Genomic DNA, 20910 nt, shown 5'->3' with positions numbered 1-20910 from the left:
CCCCGAAAAGTGCCGCCCCGCCGGGGCGCAGCAGAATGCTGACCGCAAACGAGGCAAAGACCAGGGCAAGGCTGAGTGTCTCGCTCTCGGCCGGAAATATCTGCCGGCCGATCGGGCCTGCGACGTACAGCAACAGAAACAGGTCAAACAGGTCAAAGGACCAGCCCATCACCGACGCGAACGCGGCCGGCAGCGGCGAATGAGTTCCGGAACCACGGGTGCTGGGCGGCATCAGATCACCCTTCTTCGTGGGTGTTCTTGGCTTGAGAACCGGGAGCCTTGCGACGGAGTTCCCGAACGCTGCGGATCCGGTCACGCATGGCGCCGACGAGGATTCCGAACGCGCTGGGCGGTTTGGAGCCGACTTCAGGTTCCTCGCCGCGCGCGGCCTGGTCCACCGCCTTGGCAAAGTCTTCGAACATTCGCCGGCTGACATCTCCTGCCAGCGACCGTCCGAACCCGGCGATGCGACCGACGAGGTACACCCGGGCTTCGGCCTGCAGGCGGGTGCCTGTCCCCTCCGGGACCGCCAAGAGATGGATCTCAGCCTGGGCGCGGCCGCCGCCGGTGTCCTTAGCTTGGCCGAGCACGTGCATCCGGTCCGATTCATGTTCGAGAAGATGGGCAAAGCCGTTGAACGAAAGCTTGATGGGCCCCAAGGCAACGCGTGCCCGGCCCCGGTACCAATTGCCGCCAAGCTCCTCCGTGAGCTCCGCCCCCGGCAGGCACCGGGCCAGCAACTGTATGTCTTCGAAAACCCGGGCGACGTCCTGCGGCGGGGATTCGAGAACGGTCGTGACGTCAATGGCGATTGTCGGTTCACCGCTGGGCAAGCTGATCTTTTCGGGTGCACTGTCCTGAACAGCTTCGGACACTGCGGTGGATTCATCCGCTGCAGCCGTCGATCCGACGGGAGAACGGCCGGTCAGGGTTCGTTGTCCGCAGTTCTTCGGTCCCGGGAGGCCGTCGCGGTGGTTTGTTGCAACGTCATCGACGGCATCGATGATATTGCGGTAACCGGTGCACCGGCAGATCACCCCGGAAAGCTCCTCCGGAAGGTCCTCCCGCCGGATGTCGGGCTCGTGGTCGAGAAGGTCGTATGAACTCATCAGAAAACCCGGAGTACAGAACCCGCACTGCAGGCCGTGGTGGCGGCCGAAGGACTCCTGTAGCGGGTGCAGGTCGTCGGGTTTGCCGAGGCCCTCGACTGTGGTGATCTGCGCGCCGTCCAGCTGGCAGGCGAAGAGCAGGCATGCACGGCTGGCATCACCATCGATCAGAATGGTGCACATCCCGCAGACACCGTGTTCACATCCGATATGTGTGCCGGTGAGGCCAAGGTTGTCGCGCAGGGCATCCGAGAGGGTCATGCGCGCAGGAACCCTCAGCGAAACGGGAGTCCCGTTGACGGTGAACTCGACAGCCACCAGGTCTTCATGTCCGGTATGGGCAACAGTGCGCGGCGTGCTCATGCTTTCTCCTCATCAGTGTGGCTGGATGCGCGGACTGCCTTGGCATAGGCTCGAGCAAGTTCGCGGCTGGCGAGAGCGGTAATCAGCTGGCGCCGGTACGCCTGGCTGCCATGTTCATCGCCACCGGTGTCGACAACATCGGCGGCCAATTCTTTCGCAGCAGCAGCCAAGACCGTGCGCAGGCGTGCTTCCGGCGCGTCCGGCCCGTCCCTGCCCACAGCAGCCGACAGTTGCTCTGAAACGTCCCGCACCCGTGGAATGTCCGAAATGCCAAAACACGTGATCCGGGCAGAAGGCCTCATCCGGTCTTTCGCGTCAACGCGTATCGCTACTCCGGAGAGCGCAAAGTCACCATGCCTTCGGGCAATTTCGGCGAAACCGAAGCCTTGGGTTTCGGTGGCACGCGGGAAGAAGACGGAAGTGATTAGTTCTTCCGGCTGCACCGTCGTCGTCATAGCCGCGGTGAAGAAATCCACCGCATCGACGGTCCGCTCGCCTTTAGGGCCTGCAATCGTTAAGGTTGCTTCCATGCAAATTGCCACGGCCGGCAGCTCCGCCGCAGGGTCCGCGTGCGCGAGACTGCCGCAGACGGTTCCGCGGCTGCGAATCTCCCGGTGCCCGATCCACGGCAGAGCCATTCCGAGCAAGGGCACTTCTGCGATGGCCGGGTCTCGCTGTGCTGTGCGTTGCCGCACCGCGGCCCCAAGCCGCACGCCGCCAGGCTCCGTTCTCAGCGTATGAAGCTCTTCGACAGCGTTAATGTCCACCAATGTTGTCGGCTGCGCCAGTCGCATAGCCAGGACGGGGACGAGCGACTGTCCGCCTGCGATAACCTTGGCGCCGTCCCGGCGGAGTTCACTGAGCACGTCAGTAACGTTGCCTGGGCGCACATATGCGAAGGGGGCTGCTTTCACGACTGGATACCTCAGCGTCCTTGGAATTGAGGGGTGCGTTTCTCGCCGAAAGCAGCAACCCCTTCGGCGAAATCGTGACTGGCCCGAAGCATCGAATATGCCTTGCGTTCAAGCTCGATGCCGGTGTAAAGAGGGCCGTCAATCCCCTTGTCCAGGACCTCCTTCGCCGTGCGCATTGCGATAGGGGAGTATCCGAGCATCTTGTCGACAAGCGCCTGGGTTTCCTTTTCGAGTGCTTCTGCGTCGGGAGCCAGGATGTTGACAAGGCCCCAGTCGAGGGCCTGCTGGCCCGTAATGCGCTCCCCGGTGAGAATGTGGAACTTAGCGCGGGACAGGCCAATCAGCCTTGCAAGCCGCTGCGTGCCGCCGCTCCCGGGAATCATGCCTAGCTTCATCTCCGGCAGGGCGAACCTGGCAGCGGTAGTGGCGATCCGGATGTCGACGGACAGGACCAGCTCGAGGCCGACTCCGAAGCAGTAGCCGTCGATGGCTGCGATGACCGGCTTGGGGCTTCGGGAAGGGGCGGTGACGTTTTGCCCAAGATCAGTGAGGTCAATGGGGTCGACCTCCATGAAGCCCGCGATGTCGCCTCCGGAGGTGAAATGTTCGCCTTCGGCACGTATCACCACGAGTTTGATGTCCCGATCGGCATCTATCTCAGCGAATCGGTCGGCCATCACTTGCCGGGTCTCCATGGTGATGATGTTGAAGCGCCCGTGGTCGAGCGTGAGGTTTGCGACGCGGCCTTCGTGGCTGCGTTCGAGTCGGATTTCGCCTCCGGTAAGTGGCATTGTCAGTTTCCTTCCTTGGTGGCATTTGCCTGGATGAGTTTGTGGATAACGTTCGGGTGCAGAGGCAGCGAGTCGATGGAGATCCCGAGCGGGGACAGGGCGTCGGCGACTGCGTTGGCAATGGCCACAGGGAAACTCATGGAGCTGCCCTCGCCGGATCCCTTGGCGCCCAACGTGGTCAGCGGAGACGGTGTCTCGAGGTGGTTGCTGATCAATGGAAACGACGATTCGGCGCTGGTGGGGCAAAGGTAATCCATGAACGTCGTCGCTGTCGGCTGGCCGGAGTCCGAATAGGTCATCTCCTCGTAGAGCGCGCCGCCGAGTGCCTGGACGAGGGCTCCGTGGATCTGGCCATCGAGGAGGGTGGCGTTGAGGATTGTTCCTGCGTCGTGCACCGAGGACAGCGTCTCGATTTTTATTTGCAGGGTCTCAGGATCTATCCGGCAGGCTACGAGCTCGGCGACGAATCCGTAGCACAGGCTCGAATTGATCTGATCGGTGCGTGAAGGCGCCTTCGACTGCGGCGGAGTGAACGCAGCTTCCTCGTACATCCGTGCGGAGGTACCCTCTGGCAGGGAACCGGGATCCCAGTGAATGAGACCCGCTGCTTGCCGGAAGGAAACACTGCGACCGGGGTCGGCAATGACATGGATTTGTCCGTCGGCGAATTCGAGGTCCGCAGGGTCGGCCTGGAGCAGCACACCTCCGGCGATCCGGATGGACTCGCCCAGACGGTCCGTGGCCTCAATCAGCGCGCTTGTCAACAGCGGAGCAAACCGTGACGAGTAGCTTCCAGTGCTGATCGTCCACGGCGTGGTCGCCGTATCCATCTCCACCCTGGGGCGCACCTGCTTCAAGGGAAGACCCAGCCGGTCCGCTACTATCTGCCGGGCGACGGTGGCGTGCCCCTGGCCTTGCGGAACAGTTCCGAGCAGAACGGTGACGATGCCTTGTGGATCGACACTGACCCGGACGTGCTCAGTCGAGCCGGATTTGCCCCGACCCCGGTTGTGGATCGGGGTGGCGAGTCCGACATATCCGATGTTGGTCGCCGAAGGATCGGTAATTGTGGCCACGCCAATTCCGAACAACTCGCCCCGTTCACGCGCTGCCCGTTGCTCCTCCCGCAGCCCTCCATAGTCGGCGGCGTCGAGGACCATCTGCAGGGCAGTCTGATAATCGCCGGAGTCATATATGCCCCCGCTTGGAGTCGAGTACGGGAACTCATCTTTCCCAATGAGGTTGACACGGCGGATCTCCACGGGGTCCAAGCCCAGTTCGAGGGCGATGTCATCTATCAGCCGCTCGAGTCCGAAGTACAGCTGTTGTCCGCCGAATCCCCGGTTGAGGCCCGTGGGACATTTGTTCGTGACCACTGCCCGGGCGCGGATCTGGACTTGCTCGATCCGGTAGGAGCCGGTGATGTTGCTGAAGCACCGGTACAGGGTACTGGGTTCGGGAGGGCGCATGTAGGCTCCGACATTGTCGATCAGGTCTACGCGCAGGGCCGAAATAACGCCTTGGTCATCGAATGCGGCCTCAAACGTCATTTCCCGGTCCGATCCGGCGGAACTCGAGAGCATGTGTTCAAGGCGGTCTTCAGTCCATCTCACCGGCCTGCCGGCGTGCTTGCTGGCAAGAGCCATCAATGCAACGTAGGGGTAGATCGCTGCCTTAATGCCGAAGCTGCCGCCGATGTCAGCAGGCACGATCAGCCGCAACCGGGACGTCGGGATGTTGAGCGCACCCGCGACGACCTGGACCATTGAGAACGGGCCGTGGAAGTTGGCCCATGTTGTCACCTCCGGCCCGTCTGCGGTTTCCCGCCACTCTGCGATCACGCTGGAGCACTCCATGGGCGTGGAGGAGTAGCGGGGGAAGGAGTAACGCTTGGAGACGGTGTGCCGGGCCTGGGCGAAACTTTCGTCCACCTCCCCGAAGGTGAACGTGCGGTCCGTGGCCACGTTGCTGTAGGCGGAATCGTGCAGGCGCGGCGCGTTCGCCTCCATGGCCTCGTACGTGCGCACGACGGCTTCCAGCGGTTCGTAGTCAATCTCGACGAGCTCGGCGGCGTCTTCGGCGGTGTACCTGTCGGTGGCGACCACCACGGCGACCGGTTCGCCGACGTAGCGGGTCTTATCCGTCCCTGTTGGGTAGTAGGGCATCGGGGTCTTCACGGAGAGCGGGAAAGGTTTCAGGGTTTGGAGAACCTCCTCCGGGCCGATCACGGCAGCGACGCCGGGGTGGCGCCGAGCGCGCTCGAAGTTGACACTGCGGATCCGGGCGTGCGGGTGCGGGCTACGAACTACAGCGGCCACCAACGTTCCGGGTAGGGGGTCGAGGTCATCAAGGAAGCGGCCCTGGCCGGTGAGGAGCTGGGGATCCTCGATGCGTGCGAGATCATCGGTCATTGGGAGCTCCTGGCGGGTGGTGGGGACTGGTTGCTCTCTGTATCGGCGAGGACTTTGTAGTCGCCGTCGACGAGCCTGCGGCGCAGGATTTTGCCGACCCCAGAGGTCGGGATAGCGTCAATCGCGACGAGTCGTTTCGGTCGTTGAAGCGAGGGCAGGCCGGATTTCTCGCGTACCCATGTCTCGACCTGGGCGAGGGTGAGGCGGGGGTCGGTCCGGTCCGCCGGGACGAAGAAGGCTGTGACGGCTGACCCCCATTTGTCGTGGGGGGTGCCGGCGACCACCACATTCTCCATATAGGGGCAGCCGGCAAGGCTGCGCTCGATCTCCTCGGGATAGAGGTTTTCGCCGCCGGAGTTGATCATGTCATCGACGCGCCCCGAAACCCACAGGTCACCGTCCTCATCCTCTGTGGCGAGATCCCCCGGAAAATACCAGCCGTCCCGAATGGATTTTGCGTCGGCGTCGGGGCGGTTCCAGTAGCCGGTAAATGCTTCAGGGCTGTCCATGCTGACCGCGATTTGCCCCTGCTCACCTTTGGCAACAATCTGGTCGGGATGCGCCCCCGGAACAGGATCTACGAGGCGGACGTTGGAGAAGACTCCGGCGCGGCCTGCGCACCCGGGCTTTCGCGCACTGTCAGGGCCGATCGTAAACGTGTAGATCTCGGTGCTGCCGAAGTGGTTAACGAACCGTTCGGGCTGCACAGCCTCCACAAGCTGCTGGGCAAGTGTGGAGGTCATGGCCGCCCCGGCATAGGCGAGACGCCGCACGCTGCGTGCCTCCGGGAACCGACCGGTCTGGTACAGCGACCAATAGATTGTGGGAACCAGATAAAGAGTGTCAATGTCGTTGTCGATGATCAGCTCCATCGACTCATCAGCGCTGAATTTGGCCTGCGGGACCCAGGTCCCGGCAGAAACGACACTTGCCAGGAGGGACCGCAGCCCCATCGTGTGGAACATTGGCATGACGCCCAGGGACACGGCCCCGGTCGGTTGGCCCGTTTGGATCAGGTGGGCCACGGCCGCCGAATGTTCCGCCTTATGCGTGCGCGGCACGCCCTTGGGCTTTCCCGTGGTACCGGAAGTGTAGAGCATCACACTCAAATCAGACTCCTCCGGCGCGCTCGGCAGCGAACGGGCATACTGCATCGGGGCGCGAAGGTCATTGGCATGAATGATGGCCGCCGGCGTCTGGAGGAAAGTACAAGCCTCGGACACCAGGTCCGCGGTGGTGTCATCGACCACAATCAGGGCTGGTGAGCAATCCCCTATACAATGAGCCAATTCGTGGGCGCCAAACCGTGTTGACAGAGGAACCGATGTCAAATTGGCTTTCTGGGCGGCCAGATGGAGCGAGGCCAGCGGCTCGCCCCCTTGAAGCATGAGGACGACCCGGTCGCCGGGGACCGGTCCGGTTGAAAGCAGCGCCATGGCCACTTGATCCGTACGCTGGTCCCACTCTGCGTACGTCAGAGGATGCGCGCCCCCAACGCCCAACCGCTGTGGATAGCGCTCGGCAGCCCATCTTAAAGTGGTGGCAAAATCCACGCAGCTTCTCCTGACCGATCGACATTGATCACCTTTACCATCCGCTTCGGACGGTATATTGAATACGGTAAGGACACTACGGTATGCTTTGAATCATGTCAACGGCTAAACTGACCCCTACCGCGTACGTTATCCTCGGCATGGTCGCAATGCGGGGGCCCAGCACCTCATATGACCTGAAGCGCGCCATCGGTCATTCGGTGGGCTATTTTTGGCCCTTTCCACACGCACAGCTCTATTCCGAACCAAAGACCCTCGTGAAGGCCGGACTACTGACTGTCTCCACCGAGCCTGACGGGCGCCGGCGCCAGACGTACTCAATCACTGATGAGGGAACGCGTGAACTGCGTGTCTGGCTCGCAGAGCCCACGGGTGAGCAGATGCAGGTCAGGGACATCGCGCAGATGAAACTGTTCTTCGGCGAGCTGGCGCAGCCTGAGAATCTTCTGCTACTCGCGAAGGAACAAATTGTCCAGCACCATGACCGAATCAGGACATACACCGCCATGCAGGACCGGTTCAGTGGCCGGGACGACGTAGCACACCGGATGGTCCCGTTGCGCCTTGGGCTCGCGCTCGAGCACGCAGCGCTGAAGTTCTGGGAAGAGTTCGAACTTGAGCGCGGAAGTTAGCATCGCCGGCGTTGGCGCAGTGATGGGAACACTGGCCCAAGCGTGGCTCGGCCTATTGAGAGCCGAACGCCCGCATCCATGAGCTTGAATTACCAATACCGATAGGCGGTTTGAAGATGGCAAACAGACATGATCCTGGAATTCCCTGCTCATGAGGGACATTGTTGGCCAGCTGCAGTCCTGGTTCGAGGATGGAACTGCTTTCGCCCTGGCGACGGTGACCCGGACCTGGGAGTCCTCACCGCGGCCGCCTGGCGCTGCCATGGCAGTGTCAACGTCGGGGGAAGCCGTCGGAAGCGTTTCCGGCGGGTGCGTAGAAGGTGCTGTATACGAGCTCGGGAAGCAGGTCCTGGCGACGGGCGAGCCGGTTTCGGTGGTTTACGGCGTCGCAGACGGTGACGCTTTCGCTGCAGGGCTCACATGCGGCGGAACCATAGAAGTCTTTATCGAGCCGGTCACCAGGGAGACTTTTCCTGAATTTCTTCGCGTAGCCCAGGCAGTTGAGGATTGTCAGGCTCTCAGCGTGGCCACAGTCACCGGAGGCAGCTCAAACGTCGGCCGCCATTTGGTGATCGGAAGTGATTTCGTTTCAGGGTCCCTTGGATCGATAGGCCTGGACCTGGGCGTCTCTATCCAAGCGCGTGGTTTTTTGGAAGCTGGCCGCACGGGGACCGTACACCTCGGACAAGACGGCGAACAGAGAGTTGATGACGTGGCCGTGTTCGTTGCCTCCTTCACACCTCCGCCCCGGATGTTTGTGTTTGGTGCCATAGATTTCGCAGCAGCGGTAGTACGGATGGGAAAGTTCCTCGGTTACCGAGTCACCCTGTGCGACGCGCGCCCGGTGTTCGCGACACCGCGGCGCTTCCCGGAAGCTGATGAGGTTGTTGTGCAGTGGCCGCACAAATTCCTGGCAAACGCCGCCGTTGACGCCCGGGCCGTCATCTGCGTTCTGACCCACGACCCGAAATTCGACGTTCCGTTGCTAGAGGCCGCATTGCAGACCGATGCCGCCTACATTGGAGCCATGGGTAGCCGGCGTACGCACGAGGACCGCATGGTCCGTTTGCGGGAAGCCGGTGTCGAAGAGCACGCCCTGGCAAGGCTTTCCTCACCCATTGGACTGGATCTGGGTGCCCGAACCCCGGAAGAAACAGCGGTGTCGATTGCCGCTGAGATCGTTGCGTCTGCCTGGGGAGGCACCGGCCGCCGACTCAGCTTTATGTCGACGCCGATCCATGGCGGGCAGAGCCGCTATCAGCCAAACGCCCAGGAGCGCTCCGAGAAGGTTCCTTCTTAGGGAAGCTGCCATACTGGCTGCCGGCAAGACGGCCCCTTGCGGAGGCGCCGGCGGATGAACCGCTGTCTCCAATCAAGTCATTACAACGGAATCGACGACGATTCTAAGGGCCTGTCTGCGCTAACCCGGGATTTGCAGCGGGATGCGGGCCGAGGCTGCCTGTCAGCTAGGGAAAGTGCGCTCCTGGATGGAAAACGATGGTATTCCGCATATTTTCCGTGGCACTCCGGCAGGCCGGGGCCCAGGTCTCCGCGTCTTATCGGTCCGAGTGGCCAGCGCAGACATGGTCGGCTTGTCAGCTGCAAAAGTACTGGCCGCCGGCCCTGGGCCGGACGGCAACGTAAGCACCGACGCGTGCGCGTGTCAGCAACGCCCGCCTTACGCCTGACCGGTTACCCGCCGTACACACAGAACTACACTTGCGCGCCGAACCGCCTTACGCCGGCAGGCCCCGACACTGCGGGACGCGGACGGGAACTGGATCACCGCGTTCGTGCCCGGACGCACGATACGGCCGTTGCAGGGCCGGGAACCGCATCAAATGCACCAGAAAAAGACCTCACACCCAGCTATTGGAAATAGCTACACACTGCCAGCCCCTCGACACTGACGCGACGGTCCATTAACAATCGAGGCTGACGCGAATGATGCTGTCCGGAGACGGGTGTTCGCGCCTCCTCCGCAGTTCCGGCCCCAGGGCTTACCGGTCCTGTCTGATGGCGAACAGGTCCAGAGCTCTGTCAACTGTGTGATCAACTACATCTTTCACTGCCGGGCTTCGTGTGGAAGGCCGGCAGTGGCGGAGCAATGATTGCGCCGAGTTCCGAGAACCCATCATCAGTGGCTATACAGGCACTGCCCCGGCCCGACTGCCCGGCCCGATTTGTTGATACCGGTCCTAGGACACGCTGACGGTAACGACTGCCAGGCCGTCAATTGAAGCGCTCGCACCTGATTTCGGAGGAATCGCACGGGAAACGCAACAGCATATCTTCTTCGTGGCCTGCTGCTGGCGTTCACTGTAAAAGACATCGCGGTGGTCAATGGCTCCATCGAGCTCAACTATCTTGACCTCGCAGAGCCCGCACTCCCCCTTGCGGCAGTCGGACATCATTTCAACGCCCGCCGCTTCCAAGGCTTCTAGCATTGACTGGTCCTTGCCGACCTTGGTCTCGACACCCAGTCCGGGGATCCGGACGATGAACTCCTCCGGGTCATACCAACCGCTGTTGCCGAAAGTTTCGTAGCGCAGGTTCGTAAAGTTCAGCTCGCGCTCGATCCACGCTCGCCGTACGACGTCCATCAGCCGGATCGGCCCGCACATATACAGTTCCGTATCCATGTGCGCGCTGTCGACCAGCTCCTCGACCCTGAGCGATGTCCCCTCGTCATCCACATGAACCACCAGGTTCTCACCATGAAGATCCTGCAGCTCTGACAGGTACCCCATAGCCTCGCGGTTACGGCCGGCATAAACGAACGTGTAATTCGCCTTCAGGTTTTTCAGCACCCGCGCCATGTTCACGACGGCCGTGACTCCAATGCCGCCTGCAAGTAACAAGTAGTGCTTGGCACCGACCCGCAGCGGGAAGTTCTGCAGCGGCTGCGTGATCTCGAGGGAGTCACCAACTTCCAGATCATGCATAAAGATGGAGCCACCGCGCGACTGCGGTGCCTTAAGGACGCTAATAGCTAATCGTTGGCCGTTCGGCTCGGATTCCACGACCGAATAGGACCGCTTGCGCTCTTCCCCGCCGATGGTGACCATCACGTCTAAATGCGAACCAGGATCGGCCGTCTTTGGCCGGGACGGCTCTAATACGATCCGTTGAATATCGGTGGCGATACGCCGGCTCTCTACGACAGTCCCCACCTGCCAGACCTCATTGTTCGTTGATGCCATGTTTTCTTACCTGCCTCAGCTTCCTGTAATGACCCATGCACGCCGTGCTAGACGGTCGCCACGAGGCGTCGTTCTGCCTCCAACTGGCGTTCGATCAGTCGCCGGACCCACATGCCGCCGGCATCAATGTTGAGGTTGTAGAACTCATAGTCCGGATTAGCGTCGATCGCGACCTGCTGGGCCTCCAAAACCACCTGATCCTCACCGAAGACTTGGTCGATGCTCTGGCGAATCTGGGTGGTGATCAACTGGCTTTCAAGACGGTAATTGCGCATGAATCCCCAGAAGTAATGGCACGTCCGGTCCGTCTCCGGGGAGATGGTATTCATGACGTAGAGGTTCACGCCCTGGCTGCGGTCTCCCTCCGGCGCTCCGGTGCCGGCTTTGGCTACGCCGACGTCGATGCACAGCGTCGAAGGTGATTCGAATCGGATGATCTGCCAGCGATCGACCTTGCCCTCAAACCCTGGAAACTTGTCCCGCATGTTCTTCAGATAGAAAGGCGGCGGATCGATGTTCCGCATCCAACGGCTCAGTGTGACCGTATTCTCCTCGTGGGATACATCGAAGCCCGCAGCGCTCATGTTGTCCATGCCGATGCTGGACGTGTGGATGAACTCCTCATGTGTGAGGTCCATCAGGTTATCCAGGACCAGCTGGTAATTGCACTTCAGCGAAATTGTCAGGCCATCGCCGGCCCAGTCCGGATGATCCATCTGGTGCATGTCCGGTACATGGTCCGGGTCGGCCAGTGCCGGATCGCCAAGCCAAACCCACACATACCGGTGACGCTCCACGACCGGAAACGACGGCACCGTGGCGCTGGGATTGATGGTTTCCTGGGCTGGCATGGATACGCAGCGTCCCGCAGAATTATAGACGATGCCGTGATAGGGACACTGAATTCCTTCCCTGCCAACCAGCTTCCCCATGGACAGCGGTGCCAGCCGGTGCCAGCAGGCGTCGGCAAGAGCGACTGCCCTGCCGTCTTCTGTGCGGTACAGCGCCAGCGGACGGTTGGCGATCTTGCGCGATATCGGCTGGCGGGTCACCTCATGGTCCCAGGCCGCGACGTACCAGGCATTCAGAGGGTGGCCCAGCGTCTTATTCGTTGTTGAAGTCTTTGATCCGGTAGCAGTCATCGTCTTTCCTTCTGATTGTTGGCTTTCCCTCGCCGGCTAATACCGGCTTACGAACGCCTCCAAAATTGTCGGCTCACAGTGAGAAATGAATGTGCTTAAGCTCGGTGAACTGCTCAATGCCTTCGACGCCGCGGGTACGCCCAAGTCCCGACATGCGAACTCCCCCTGAAGGCATTTCCGCGTACGAATGGTTGTAACCATTCACCCACACGGTGCCAGCCTTGATCCCGCGCGCCAGGCTCAGGCCTCGGGAAAGGTCTGAGGTCCAGACCGCGGCCGCTAGGCCGAAGGGCGTGCCGTTGGCAAGCGCCACCGCGTCGGATTCATCGGCAAATGTCTCCAGGGACAGGACCGGGCCGAAGATGTCTTCCTGAATAACCGGCGAGGCCAACTCAAGATCAGTCACGAGCGCCGGCGAGAGGAAGTGGCCATCAAGTCCTTCAGGATGCACGATGTCGCCGCCCACCACCACGCGTCCGGCCCCGCGCGCAAGGTCCACGAACCCGGACACCTTTTCGAGGGCAGCGGCAGATATGAGCGGACCGAGATGGGCTCCCGCTGTCCGCGGGTCTCCAGGACGAAGCGTGCCGAGGATGCTCCGCAGAAACTCCTCGGCCTGTGAAGCCTGGTCCTGGTGGACCAGAACCCGGGTACAGGCCATGCACATCTGGCCGCTCGTAGTGATGGACGCACGCGCAGCCCGCTCCAACGCGGTCGTTAAATCGGCGTCAGGAAGGATCACCATCGTGGCCTTGCCGCCGAGCTCGAGCAGCGGCCGGGTCATGGTCTCGGCGGCGTCACGCATGACTGCCTGGCCAGCGGCCGTTGACCCAGTTATCGCAACCGCCCGTGTGCCCGGGTGACGTACGAGCGCAGAACCGACATCGGCTTCGCCGATGACGACGACGAGGACATCGCGCGGAACACCGGCCTGATGGCCGAGTTCAAGCACCCGGGACGTCACATGTGCCGTTTGTGAGGACGGCTTGACGATCGCGGTGACCCCCGCTGCAAACGCGGGCGCAAGGTCGCGCAGGAGTAGCAGGACCGGCCAGTTCCAGGGAGTGATGAAGACTGTGGGACCCACGGGCTCTCGAACCAGATGCGCCTCCGAGCCATCAGAGAGGCTCCCCGCACGACCAAGCGAAAGCCGGGCGAGTCCGGCGTTGAACCGGAGCGAGTCGGCCGCACCTGCGATCTCGATCCTCGCCTCAGCGACGGTCTTGCCGGTCTCGTTAACCAGATCCGCACACAGCTCATCGGCCTCACGCTCCAACAGGTCCGCCCAACGCTGCATTACGGCCGCCCGCAATTTGTTATCCCTGGGCCACGTCCCAGTCATGCCCTGCGTGACTGCCGCAACGGCTTCATCGACGTCGGCCACGTCCGCAGAGCGGAGGACCGGCAGTGGGGCAAGCGTGGTCGGATTGATTGGCTGGAACTCCGTTGCCATCATCAGACAAAAACCCCTCCGCCGTCGACTACAAGGTTCTGACCTGTGACAAACCCGGATTGCGGCCCGGCCAGCCACATCACCGCGCCAACCAGGTCTTCTGGCACCATCGCGCGGGGGATGGCCCGGGAGGCAGCGGCAGTTTTGAGGTATGCATCGGTGTTCAGCTCCCGTGTCGCAGCGTCATCAACCAATCCGGGAGATACGGAGTTGACGGTGATTCCATCGACGCCCAGCTCCCTGGCCGCCGACCGGGTGAGTCCTTCAACCGCGGCTTTCGACGCTACATAGTGGGCGAATCCGGGCGCGCCGGTGCGGGACACCACCGAAGCAATGTTGACGATACGCCCCTGACCGCTGACGGCCAGATAGGGGGCAGCGGCCTTGATCACCTGCCACGAGCCAACGACATTAACCCGTAGAACCAGATCCCAATCGGCCTGAGTCAGCTCAACGAGGGGTCGTTTGCCACCCAAAGTCCGGTAGATGGCTGCGTTGTTCACGACGCTGTCCAACTGGCCGAATTCTTTGATCGCGGTGTGGACCGCATGCTGGACCCCGGCCTCATCGGTGATGTCACAGTCGGCAAAGACCGCCCGGCCGGGACCGTTCCGGGTGGCGTTGATAGCAAGCTCTTTTCCGGCTTCGCTAAGAGCGGGCAGGTCGGTGGCCACCACGTTCGCTCCGGCAGCGACCAAGGCTGACAAATATGTGGACCCGATGTCCCCGCAGACGCCGGTGAGAAGAACGGTACGGTCGGTGAACGGGGATGCGTACTGAGTCATGTGAATTCCTTCTGTGAGCTACGAGTTTTCTGTGAGCAAGGAGTTTCTGTGAGTTAGGAGCGCGGGGGCATATTCTGAGAAGCTTCGTCGTGAACGACGGCGGGGCTATCAGCTTGCTCCGAATCCGCGAGGGCACCGCGGGTCTCGGGGCTGATCAGGACCACACCGATGAAGACAACCGTGGAGGCAACGAGGAAGATCGCCAGTTTGCCCGGGACGTCGCCGACGGTCGGGCTGAGCAGATTGACGAAGGTCGGCAGCAGCCCGCCGAGCATGAAACCGGTGTTCCAGGTAATGGCCGTGCCCCGTGACCTGATGGCGGTCGGATAGCGCTCGTTCAGGAAGACCATCAAGGGCGCGTACGCAGCGTTGGCGAAGAACGCCAGCAAACAGCTGAGCATCAGGATCGTTCCGGTCTCAGAGGGCTTCGTACCGGCTATTGCCAGGGTGAACAGCGGAAGTGCGATGACATTAATGCCCCCGATGATGAGCATGGTCTTGCGGCGGCCGAACCGTTGGCTCAGCTCACCAGTGGCTGTAGCCGAAATAGCCACAACAAGGCTCGCTACAAGCAGAATCCAGCCGCGTTCGACTGTCGGCACGGCCACCACGGGTCCGAGCAGGGTCGGAAGGAAGCCCGACGTCAGGTAGTACTGGGCCCCGGCACCGGCCGCGAGGGCGATGTTGAGAAGGGTGATGGTGCGGTACTTGCCTGTCAGCAGATCCTTGATCCGCATCTTCTGCACAGGCGCTGCCGCTCCTGAGGCCCTGGCTGCCTTGGCCGCTTCCTGCGCTTCCAACCACATCGGGGACTCCTCGACCTTGGTGAGCACAAACAGGCTGAGCAGCGCCCCCATTAGTCCGGTGAAGAACATGACGCGCCAGCCCCACTCATCAAAGGCGGCTCCCGGATAGAACTGTCCGACCACAATGAACGTGACACTGGCCATGGCCGCACCGATCCCAGCCCCGCCACCACCGATGAGCCCGCTCATCAGGCCCCGCCAGCGCTCCGGGACGCTCTCTGTGCCAAGCGTGTGTGTCGTGGCGGTCACGCCGCCGACAAAAAGTCCCTGAATGACCCTCAGGATCAGGAAGATGATGGGTGCCGCGGCCCCGATCGCCGCGTACGTCGGGACCAGACCCATCGCGGCAGTCGAAAGGCCCACACCGGCGAGTACGGTCACCATGATCTTCTTCCGGCCAATACGGTCAGCCAGCTCACCGAAGACCGCCGCCCCGCCCGGACGCATAATGATGCTGACCGCAAACGAAGCAAAAACCAGGGCGAGACTGAACGTCTCGCTCTGAGCCGGAAAAATCTGCCGGCCAACCGGCCCTGCGACATACAGCAACAAAAACAAGTCAAACAGGTCAAAGGACCAGCCCATCACTGACGCGAACGCAGCAGGAAACGGCGAATGGGCCTTCGGGCTAGTGGCAACATGGGGCATTTGATTACCCTTTCTCTCGGTTCAGTTTCGGGGGAGTTCCCGGGACGGGGTTCCGGGAACTGCCCGGACACGGTAGAGCAGCGTCCTGATGAAGGCTTCAAACCTCCTAATCAGCGGGCGCCAACAGCAATGGGTGTAGGGGTTCTGGGGTCTCCCTCTGCGCGGCGGCGAGTTGGCGAGTCGAAGGCACTGCGTGCCTCACGGCGCGCGTCTGTTGAAGGCCTGAGCCCGGCTGCAGGGCACTCGTCCTCCCAGCTCTGGCACACGATCGGTCCAGGAATTCTGCACGCCGGGCCGCTGCCGAATACCCATCTGCCGACCACTGAGGGAAGGTGAGAACGCCCGCGGACTTCTCCTGACTGATACGTCGTTGGATCCTTCTGGACAGTCCTTGTAGTATGGTCTGATTCGGATGTTACCGAGCATATGATATGACTTGGATCACGTCAACGGTCAATTCCATCTCGTCGGGAAATGGACGCCCTGGACGGGGGGCGTGAATAATCTGCCCCTCGACGCCCAGGCCCTCCTGGACATAATTCGCCAGCGAGGCAAGCAAGGCAGTCCAGAAGCCGAAGCGCTAGAAGCCTTCGCGGCCCCCCTGGGGGCCGGAGTCGTCCCGGCCGACCTCCGCGCTGCACTTTACAAAGCGGCCGCGCTCATTCCCGGAGCCACCGTCGTAGACAGGCAAGCGAACCTTGACGGCAAGCAGGCACAGCGATCGGGATCGAGCGTCCGGATAGAGAAACCCGGTGGACATCATTATTAATCCCGCAACCGGGCTGCTGATCGGAGAACGGGAGGTCACGCTGACAGCTGGCAAGACCTTCCCAGCCGGAACAGCGACCGACTGGACGTCAGTCCAGACCTCGGTGGTTAATTCAGCGCCATAACCAACCGAGCAACCGCGGGAAAAGGCTGAGCCTGCCGACCACACTTTGGGTGGTCGGCCGTCTATGTCCTCTAACAAGGCCGCAAAACCGCCATTCCCGGCTAACAGTTACATGAGAACGGGACTCAGCCTCCGGTTCCTGTGTCCAGTCCACCCGCGGTACGGTTGCCAGCGTCTGGAAGATCGGGACGGACGGGCAGACGGCAGCGTGCCCGAAGTGCACCTCACAGATCAGATCCTGACGATATCTGTGGTCTGCCGGGGACGCTGTCGTTCTCAAGGCAATGCTTTATGAGCCTTAGACAGATGCTAGCCCCGGCCGGAATGTGAGTTCCATGCCGCTCATCGACAGCGCTTTGGACAAATTGGCATGGGTCAATGGCCCGGGCGGACCTTGACGACCATGACCGTTGCATCCAGGAGGTCCGCCAGATCGTGGCCACCCTGCTCGGCAGACGCACGATCCTGCCATCCGCGGAGCATGAACTCTTGAAACAGCTTTTTGAGCCCAGAAGTGGTCCCGTTGTCATCAGAAAGCGTCAGGCAATTCTCGGGCTGAGCTTCAGAGCTCCCGGTAGTAGTACAGCATCGGGTCAGTGCGGTTAGGTTCGGTGTTGGTGAACCCCCGCGCTTCATAGAATCGTCGTGCCCCTGTGTCCTCGCCAGCGACGTTGGTTTCCATGAGCGTGCAGGCCCGATCGCGCAACAGATCACATGAAGCGTCCAGGAGAGCGCTGCCCAGACCACGACCACGCAGGTCGGGGCTGACATAGAGTTCGTCAAGGATAGCTACCGGACCTTCGTACCAGACGTTCGGCCGGAAACTCAGCACCGCGAGGCCACTCGCTGGCTCGCCGACCAGCAGCACGACCACGTCGCCTCCCGCCAATAGGAGCGTCAGCCGCGACCTGAGCGCGTCAGGGCCTGGGCTCGGCGTCGAAAACTCGACGTTGAAGTCGTGAAGCAGCTGCGCAACCACAGCTGCATCAGCCGTTGTTGCCCGTCGCGGCCTCGCCCCGCTTACAGAATCATCAGTCGTCACGGCTTCATCATGCCGGGCAGGTGAGCCGCGGTCCACACGACCCCTCAAATGCACAAACAGGCACGCCACGACCCCCTGAGCGCCAGGCGCTGTGGCCGCCGCGGAAGAAGTCCGGATCCCACACACTTGGACTCTGTCGACGGATCGTACGCCAGCCACAGATCACCCCAAAGACGTTCCCGCTGAACCGGAACGTTGGCCTGGGCCGCAAAGTCACGTCGCCTGCAACAGGGACCTGCATGAAGGGGTAAAGGCAGAACCAGGAGCAGGAGGAAGGGATCAAAATGCGGGTCGAAAAGCCGGCTGTGGACAAAGTGTGGACATTGTCCACACCCCTTTGGCCGGACAAACACGTGATGAGCGCACTCTGCCAGGTTCGCAGAAAGCAGCTATCCGACGGCGATCCTCGAAGAGAATTCGTCTTCGTCATGTCGTCACCACAACTCTTGGCCATGAATGAGTGAGGGCCAACAACTGGCCGCCGGTATAACCAGATAGGACGACCCATCACGCTAGATTCCAGCAGGTCGAGGGGCCGCGAGCCAGGACCCTGATCCCGCCACTCACACAACCGAACAGGCCGCCGCGGCGCCGGGCACAGACCGCGGCCAGCGCCAGAGGGACCCGCCGAGGGTCAATGTCCACACATTAAAGCAAAAACCCCTCTGACGAGGGGTCATGCTGTGCCCGAGGTGGGACTCGAACCGGATTCCGGCCCTTGAGTTTCCGCCACTCCCCCGCAAACCTCCGCAATCCGGCCCGGTCCGGCACCAGTAAGACTCAATCCGAACGCTAGGGTGTGCACATTGTGCACACCCTCGCTTTTGCCCAGTTCGGCGTCCCAAACCAGGCTGCCTCGGCGCCGGTTACGTCCTGGAATTGAGGGCCCTGGGACTGCCCCCGGTTTTGTTGACTCCTTGACCTAGCGAGCGAGTGCTCGTGGAAGGATGTTGACCATGCCCACGGCTTATGGGGCGGAGTTCCGCCAGGATGTTATTGATGTGGCCCGCAAGGGCGAAGCGCCGCTGGCGCAGATTGCCAAGGATTTCGGGCTGTCGGTCACGACGCTGAAGCGGTGGATTGCCATCGCCGAGCGTAAGGATTCGGGAGCCGGCCCGGCAGCGGCCGAGTCGGCCGAGATGCGGGAGCTGAAGAAGCGCAACCGTCTGTTGGAGCAGGAGAATGAGATTCTGCGCCGGGCTGCTGCGTATCTGGCGAGGGACATCAACCCAAAATGATGTACCCGCTGGTCACGGATCTTGCCGCCGACGGTGTTTCCGTGGCGGTGACCTGCAGGGTGTTGGGATTCAGCAAGCAAGGCTATTACCGGTGGAGGTCCAGCCCGGTTACGGAACGGGACTGGGCGGATGCGCACCTGGTCAACGCCGCTCGGGACATCCACGATGACGATCCCGCCTTCGGGGTACCGTTTCATCGCCGACGAACTCCCCGAAAAGGGCATCACGGCGGGCGAGAACAGAGTGCAGCGTCTGTGCCGGGACCACGGCATCTGGTCCGTGTTCTCCAAGAAGCGTGGCCTGAGCCGGAAGCCCGGACCACCGGTCCACGATGACCTGGTGGAGCGGGACTTCACCGCTGAGGCGCCAAACGAGCTGTGGCTGACCGACATCACCGAGCACCCCACCGCGGAGGGGAAGCTCTACCTCTGCGCGGTGAAGGACGTCTATTCCGGGAGGATCGTCGGCTACTCGATGGACTCGCGGATGAAATCCTCGCTGGCGGTGGCCGCACTGGAGAACGCGGTGCGCTCACGCCGCCCGGAAGGGACGGTGGTGCATTCGGACCGTGGGTCCCAGTTCCGGTCCCGCCGCTTCGTTGAATCGCTCCGGCACCACGGGCTCGCAGGGTCGATGGGCCGGGTGGGTGCGTGCGCGGACAACGCCGCAATGGAGTCGTTCTTCTCGCTGCTTCAGAAGAACGTCCTGGACCGTCACCGGTGGCTCACACGCCAGGAACTCCGGCTGGCGATCACGACCTGGATCGAGCGGACCTACCACCGCCGGCGACGGCAACGACGGCTGGGGAAACGCACGCCAATCGAATATGAAACAATCAACCGGACCGCGCTCACAGCGGCCTAAGACCCCGAGTCAACAAAAGCCGGGGCAGTCCCCCTCGACAACGTGGCGGTTGGACTCTTCGCCCTGCCTGAGATGTGTTCGACCTGAGGCGTTTGGATGCGCTGCCTGACCGCGTATCGCTGCACCGTCGGGCCTTTCGACAGGTGACCCCTGGCCAGAGATGTTGCACCGCCCACTACAGTGAAGTCATGTTGCACTCAACCCGGCAAGGCTCCGGTAAGCCACTCCTCCTGATCCATGGGCTCGGTTCCAGTATTGGTAACTGGAACCCGGTAATCCCGGCGCTGGCCGCTGAACGGGATGTCATCGCCGTCGACCTCCCCGGTTGCGGCGAATCCGCGCCGCTGGCCGGGGAGACCACCATTGCCACGCTGACCGATGCCGTCGAAGCCTTTATCCGCGACGCGGAACTGGGTGACGTTGACCTGGTCGGCAGCTCCATGGGCGCACGGATGGCGATGGAGATGGCACGGCGGGGACACGCTGGAACCACGATCGCACTGGACCCCGGGGGATTCTGGAATGACCGCCAGGCGGCGATCTTTGGTGCAACCATCAAGGCCTCCGTCGCACTGGTGCGCCGCATCCAGCCGGCGCTCCCCTTCCTCACGGGCAACCCCGTGGGCCGCACGGCGCTCTTGGCTCAGTTCTCCGCCCACCCCTGGAAGCTGCCCCAGGATCTTGTCGTGCATGAGCTTCGCGGGTTCAAGACATCGACCAGTCTGGACCCGGCCCTCAACGCGCTGATTCACGGACCCCGCCAGGAAGGCGCGCCGGCCGGTTCGCTCAAGGGCAAAGTGGTCGTTGGATGGGGGCGAAAGGACAAGGTCACCGCTCCCAGTGAGGCGGCGCGGGCCATGGAGCTGTTCCCGGATGCAACGCTCCACTGGTTCGACAACTGCGGTCATTTCCCGCACTGGGACCAACCAATGGAGACGGCGCGCCTGATCCTCGATAGTACCGCCTGAGCCGCGGCTGAACGCCGGTGCGGAGCTCTGGTGGAGCCCGCGCCGGCTGGGGATTCCGCTGTCTCGGGAGGCATCGACGTCGCCGGTCCCGAATTG

Annotated in this window: 15 protein-coding genes and 1 pseudogene; 5 read left to right on the top strand and 11 right to left on the bottom strand. The window is 62.1% G+C overall.

Annotated features, from left to right (window positions below):
- Positions 1-236 precede the first annotated feature (236 nt).
- Genes ACP4XC_RS08845 through ACP4XC_RS08825 form a run of 5 tightly spaced genes read right to left on the bottom strand, consistent with a single transcriptional unit; the run spans position 237 to position 7141 of the window.
- Positions 237-1472, bottom strand: coding sequence for a 2Fe-2S iron-sulfur cluster-binding protein (locus tag ACP4XC_RS08845; protein ID WP_427174544.1), 1236 nt, complete (start codon positions 1470-1472; stop codon positions 237-239).
- On the bottom strand, positions 1469-2362 hold the full coding sequence (locus ACP4XC_RS08840; protein ID WP_427175061.1) for an FAD binding domain-containing protein: 894 nt from the start codon (positions 2360-2362) through the stop codon (positions 1469-1471). Before ACP4XC_RS08840 ends, ACP4XC_RS08845 begins: the two co-directional genes overlap by 4 nt.
- A gap of 35 nt (positions 2363-2397) precedes the next feature.
- A complete protein-coding gene (locus ACP4XC_RS08835) occupies positions 2398-3177 on the bottom strand; it encodes an enoyl-CoA hydratase/isomerase family protein (protein ID WP_427174543.1) in 780 nt (259 codons plus the stop codon).
- Between the two features lie 2 nt (positions 3178-3179).
- Complete coding sequence (locus ACP4XC_RS08830; protein ID WP_427174542.1) at positions 3180-5588, bottom strand: xanthine dehydrogenase family protein molybdopterin-binding subunit; 2409 nt, start codon at positions 5586-5588, stop codon at positions 3180-3182.
- Positions 5585-7141, bottom strand: coding sequence for a class I adenylate-forming enzyme family protein (locus ACP4XC_RS08825; RefSeq protein WP_427174540.1), 1557 nt, complete (start codon positions 7139-7141; stop codon positions 5585-5587). Before ACP4XC_RS08825 ends, ACP4XC_RS08830 begins: the two co-directional genes overlap by 4 nt.
- A 95-nt stretch (positions 7142-7236) precedes the next feature.
- Between ACP4XC_RS08825 and ACP4XC_RS08820 the strand changes: the two genes are divergently transcribed.
- Together ACP4XC_RS08820 and ACP4XC_RS08815 are read left to right on the top strand one after the other, a co-directional pair.
- On the top strand, positions 7237-7773 hold the full coding sequence (locus ACP4XC_RS08820) for a PadR family transcriptional regulator (protein WP_427174539.1): 537 nt from the start codon (positions 7237-7239) through the stop codon (positions 7771-7773).
- A gap of 151 nt (positions 7774-7924) precedes the next feature.
- The gene (locus ACP4XC_RS08815; RefSeq protein WP_427174537.1) at positions 7925-9073 is read left to right on the top strand and encodes an XdhC family protein; all 1149 of its coding nucleotides are present in this window, start codon (positions 7925-7927) and stop codon (positions 9071-9073) included.
- 898 nt (positions 9074-9971) lie between these two features.
- Here ACP4XC_RS08815 and ACP4XC_RS08810 read toward each other — a convergent pair.
- The 5 genes from ACP4XC_RS08810 to ACP4XC_RS08790 form a co-directional block, all read right to left on the bottom strand.
- Positions 9972-10976 (bottom strand): PDR/VanB family oxidoreductase, encoded by a 1005-nt coding sequence (locus ACP4XC_RS08810; protein WP_427174535.1) that lies wholly within the window; start codon positions 10974-10976, stop codon positions 9972-9974.
- A 47-nt stretch (positions 10977-11023) separates the two neighbouring features.
- Positions 11024-12118, bottom strand: a complete 1095-nt coding sequence (locus ACP4XC_RS08805; RefSeq protein WP_427174533.1) for an aromatic ring-hydroxylating dioxygenase subunit alpha — start codon at positions 12116-12118, stop codon at positions 11024-11026.
- Between the two features lie 73 nt (positions 12119-12191).
- Positions 12192-13574: an aldehyde dehydrogenase family protein gene (locus ACP4XC_RS08800; protein ID WP_427174532.1), complete on the bottom strand. Its 1383-nt coding sequence runs from the start codon at positions 13572-13574 to the stop codon at positions 12192-12194.
- The gene (locus ACP4XC_RS08795) at positions 13574-14356 is read right to left on the bottom strand and encodes an SDR family NAD(P)-dependent oxidoreductase (protein ID WP_427174531.1); all 783 of its coding nucleotides are present in this window, start codon (positions 14354-14356) and stop codon (positions 13574-13576) included. Before ACP4XC_RS08795 ends, ACP4XC_RS08800 begins: the two co-directional genes overlap by 1 nt.
- 53 nt (positions 14357-14409) lie before the next feature.
- Positions 14410-15810 carry an MFS transporter gene (locus tag ACP4XC_RS08790; protein ID WP_427174530.1) on the bottom strand — a complete coding sequence of 467 codons (1401 nt, stop codon included), beginning with the start codon at positions 15808-15810 and terminating at the stop codon, positions 14410-14412.
- Positions 15811-16562: 752 nt separating this feature from the next.
- On the opposite strand from ACP4XC_RS08790, the gene ACP4XC_RS08785 reads away from it, so the two are divergent.
- The gene (locus tag ACP4XC_RS08785) at positions 16563-16703 is read left to right on the top strand and encodes a hypothetical protein (protein ID WP_427170712.1); all 141 of its coding nucleotides are present in this window, start codon (positions 16563-16565) and stop codon (positions 16701-16703) included.
- Between the two features lie 561 nt (positions 16704-17264).
- Here ACP4XC_RS08785 and ACP4XC_RS08780 read toward each other — a convergent pair.
- Positions 17265-17744 carry a GNAT family N-acetyltransferase gene (locus ACP4XC_RS08780; RefSeq protein ID WP_427174529.1) on the bottom strand — a complete coding sequence of 160 codons (480 nt, stop codon included), beginning with the start codon at positions 17742-17744 and terminating at the stop codon, positions 17265-17267.
- Positions 17745-18700: 956 nt separating this feature from the next.
- Here ACP4XC_RS08780 and ACP4XC_RS08775 point away from each other — a divergent pair.
- A pseudogene (locus ACP4XC_RS08775) lies at positions 18701-19846 on the top strand (IS3 family transposase).
- A 188-nt stretch (positions 19847-20034) separates the two neighbouring features.
- Positions 20035-20814 carry an alpha/beta fold hydrolase gene (locus ACP4XC_RS08770; RefSeq protein ID WP_427174526.1) on the top strand — a complete coding sequence of 260 codons (780 nt, stop codon included), beginning with the start codon at positions 20035-20037 and terminating at the stop codon, positions 20812-20814.
- Positions 20815-20910 lie beyond the last annotated feature (96 nt).

It is taken from the genome of Arthrobacter sp. 92 (assembly GCF_050260325.1).
Classification (GTDB): Bacteria; Actinomycetota; Actinomycetes; order Actinomycetales; family Micrococcaceae; genus Arthrobacter.
This window is presented reverse-complemented; position numbering and strand designations above follow the sequence as displayed.

Coding starts and splice junctions, on each gene's coding strand:
- ACP4XC_RS08845 (WP_427174544.1), bottom strand. CDS start 1,472: ATGAGCACGCCGCGCACTGTTGCCCATACCGGACATGAAGACCTGGTG.
- ACP4XC_RS08835 (WP_427174543.1), bottom strand. CDS start 3,177: ATGCCACTTACCGGAGGCGAAATCCGACTCGAACGCAGCCACGAAGGC.
- ACP4XC_RS08830 (WP_427174542.1), bottom strand. CDS start 5,588: ATGACCGATGATCTCGCACGCATCGAGGATCCCCAGCTCCTCACCGGC.
- ACP4XC_RS08820 (WP_427174539.1), top strand. CDS start 7,237: ATGTCAACGGCTAAACTGACCCCTACCGCGTACGTTATCCTCGGCATG.
- ACP4XC_RS08815 (WP_427174537.1), top strand. CDS start 7,925: ATGAGGGACATTGTTGGCCAGCTGCAGTCCTGGTTCGAGGATGGAACT.
- ACP4XC_RS08810 (WP_427174535.1), bottom strand. CDS start 10,976: ATGGCATCAACGAACAATGAGGTCTGGCAGGTGGGGACTGTCGTAGAG.
- ACP4XC_RS08805 (WP_427174533.1), bottom strand. CDS start 12,118: ATGACTGCTACCGGATCAAAGACTTCAACAACGAATAAGACGCTGGGC.
- ACP4XC_RS08800 (WP_427174532.1), bottom strand. CDS start 13,574: ATGATGGCAACGGAGTTCCAGCCAATCAATCCGACCACGCTTGCCCCA.
- ACP4XC_RS08795 (WP_427174531.1), bottom strand. CDS start 14,356: ATGACTCAGTACGCATCCCCGTTCACCGACCGTACCGTTCTTCTCACC.
- ACP4XC_RS08790 (WP_427174530.1), bottom strand. CDS start 15,810: ATGCCCCATGTTGCCACTAGCCCGAAGGCCCATTCGCCGTTTCCTGCT.
- ACP4XC_RS08770 (WP_427174526.1), top strand. CDS start 20,035: ATGTTGCACTCAACCCGGCAAGGCTCCGGTAAGCCACTCCTCCTGATC.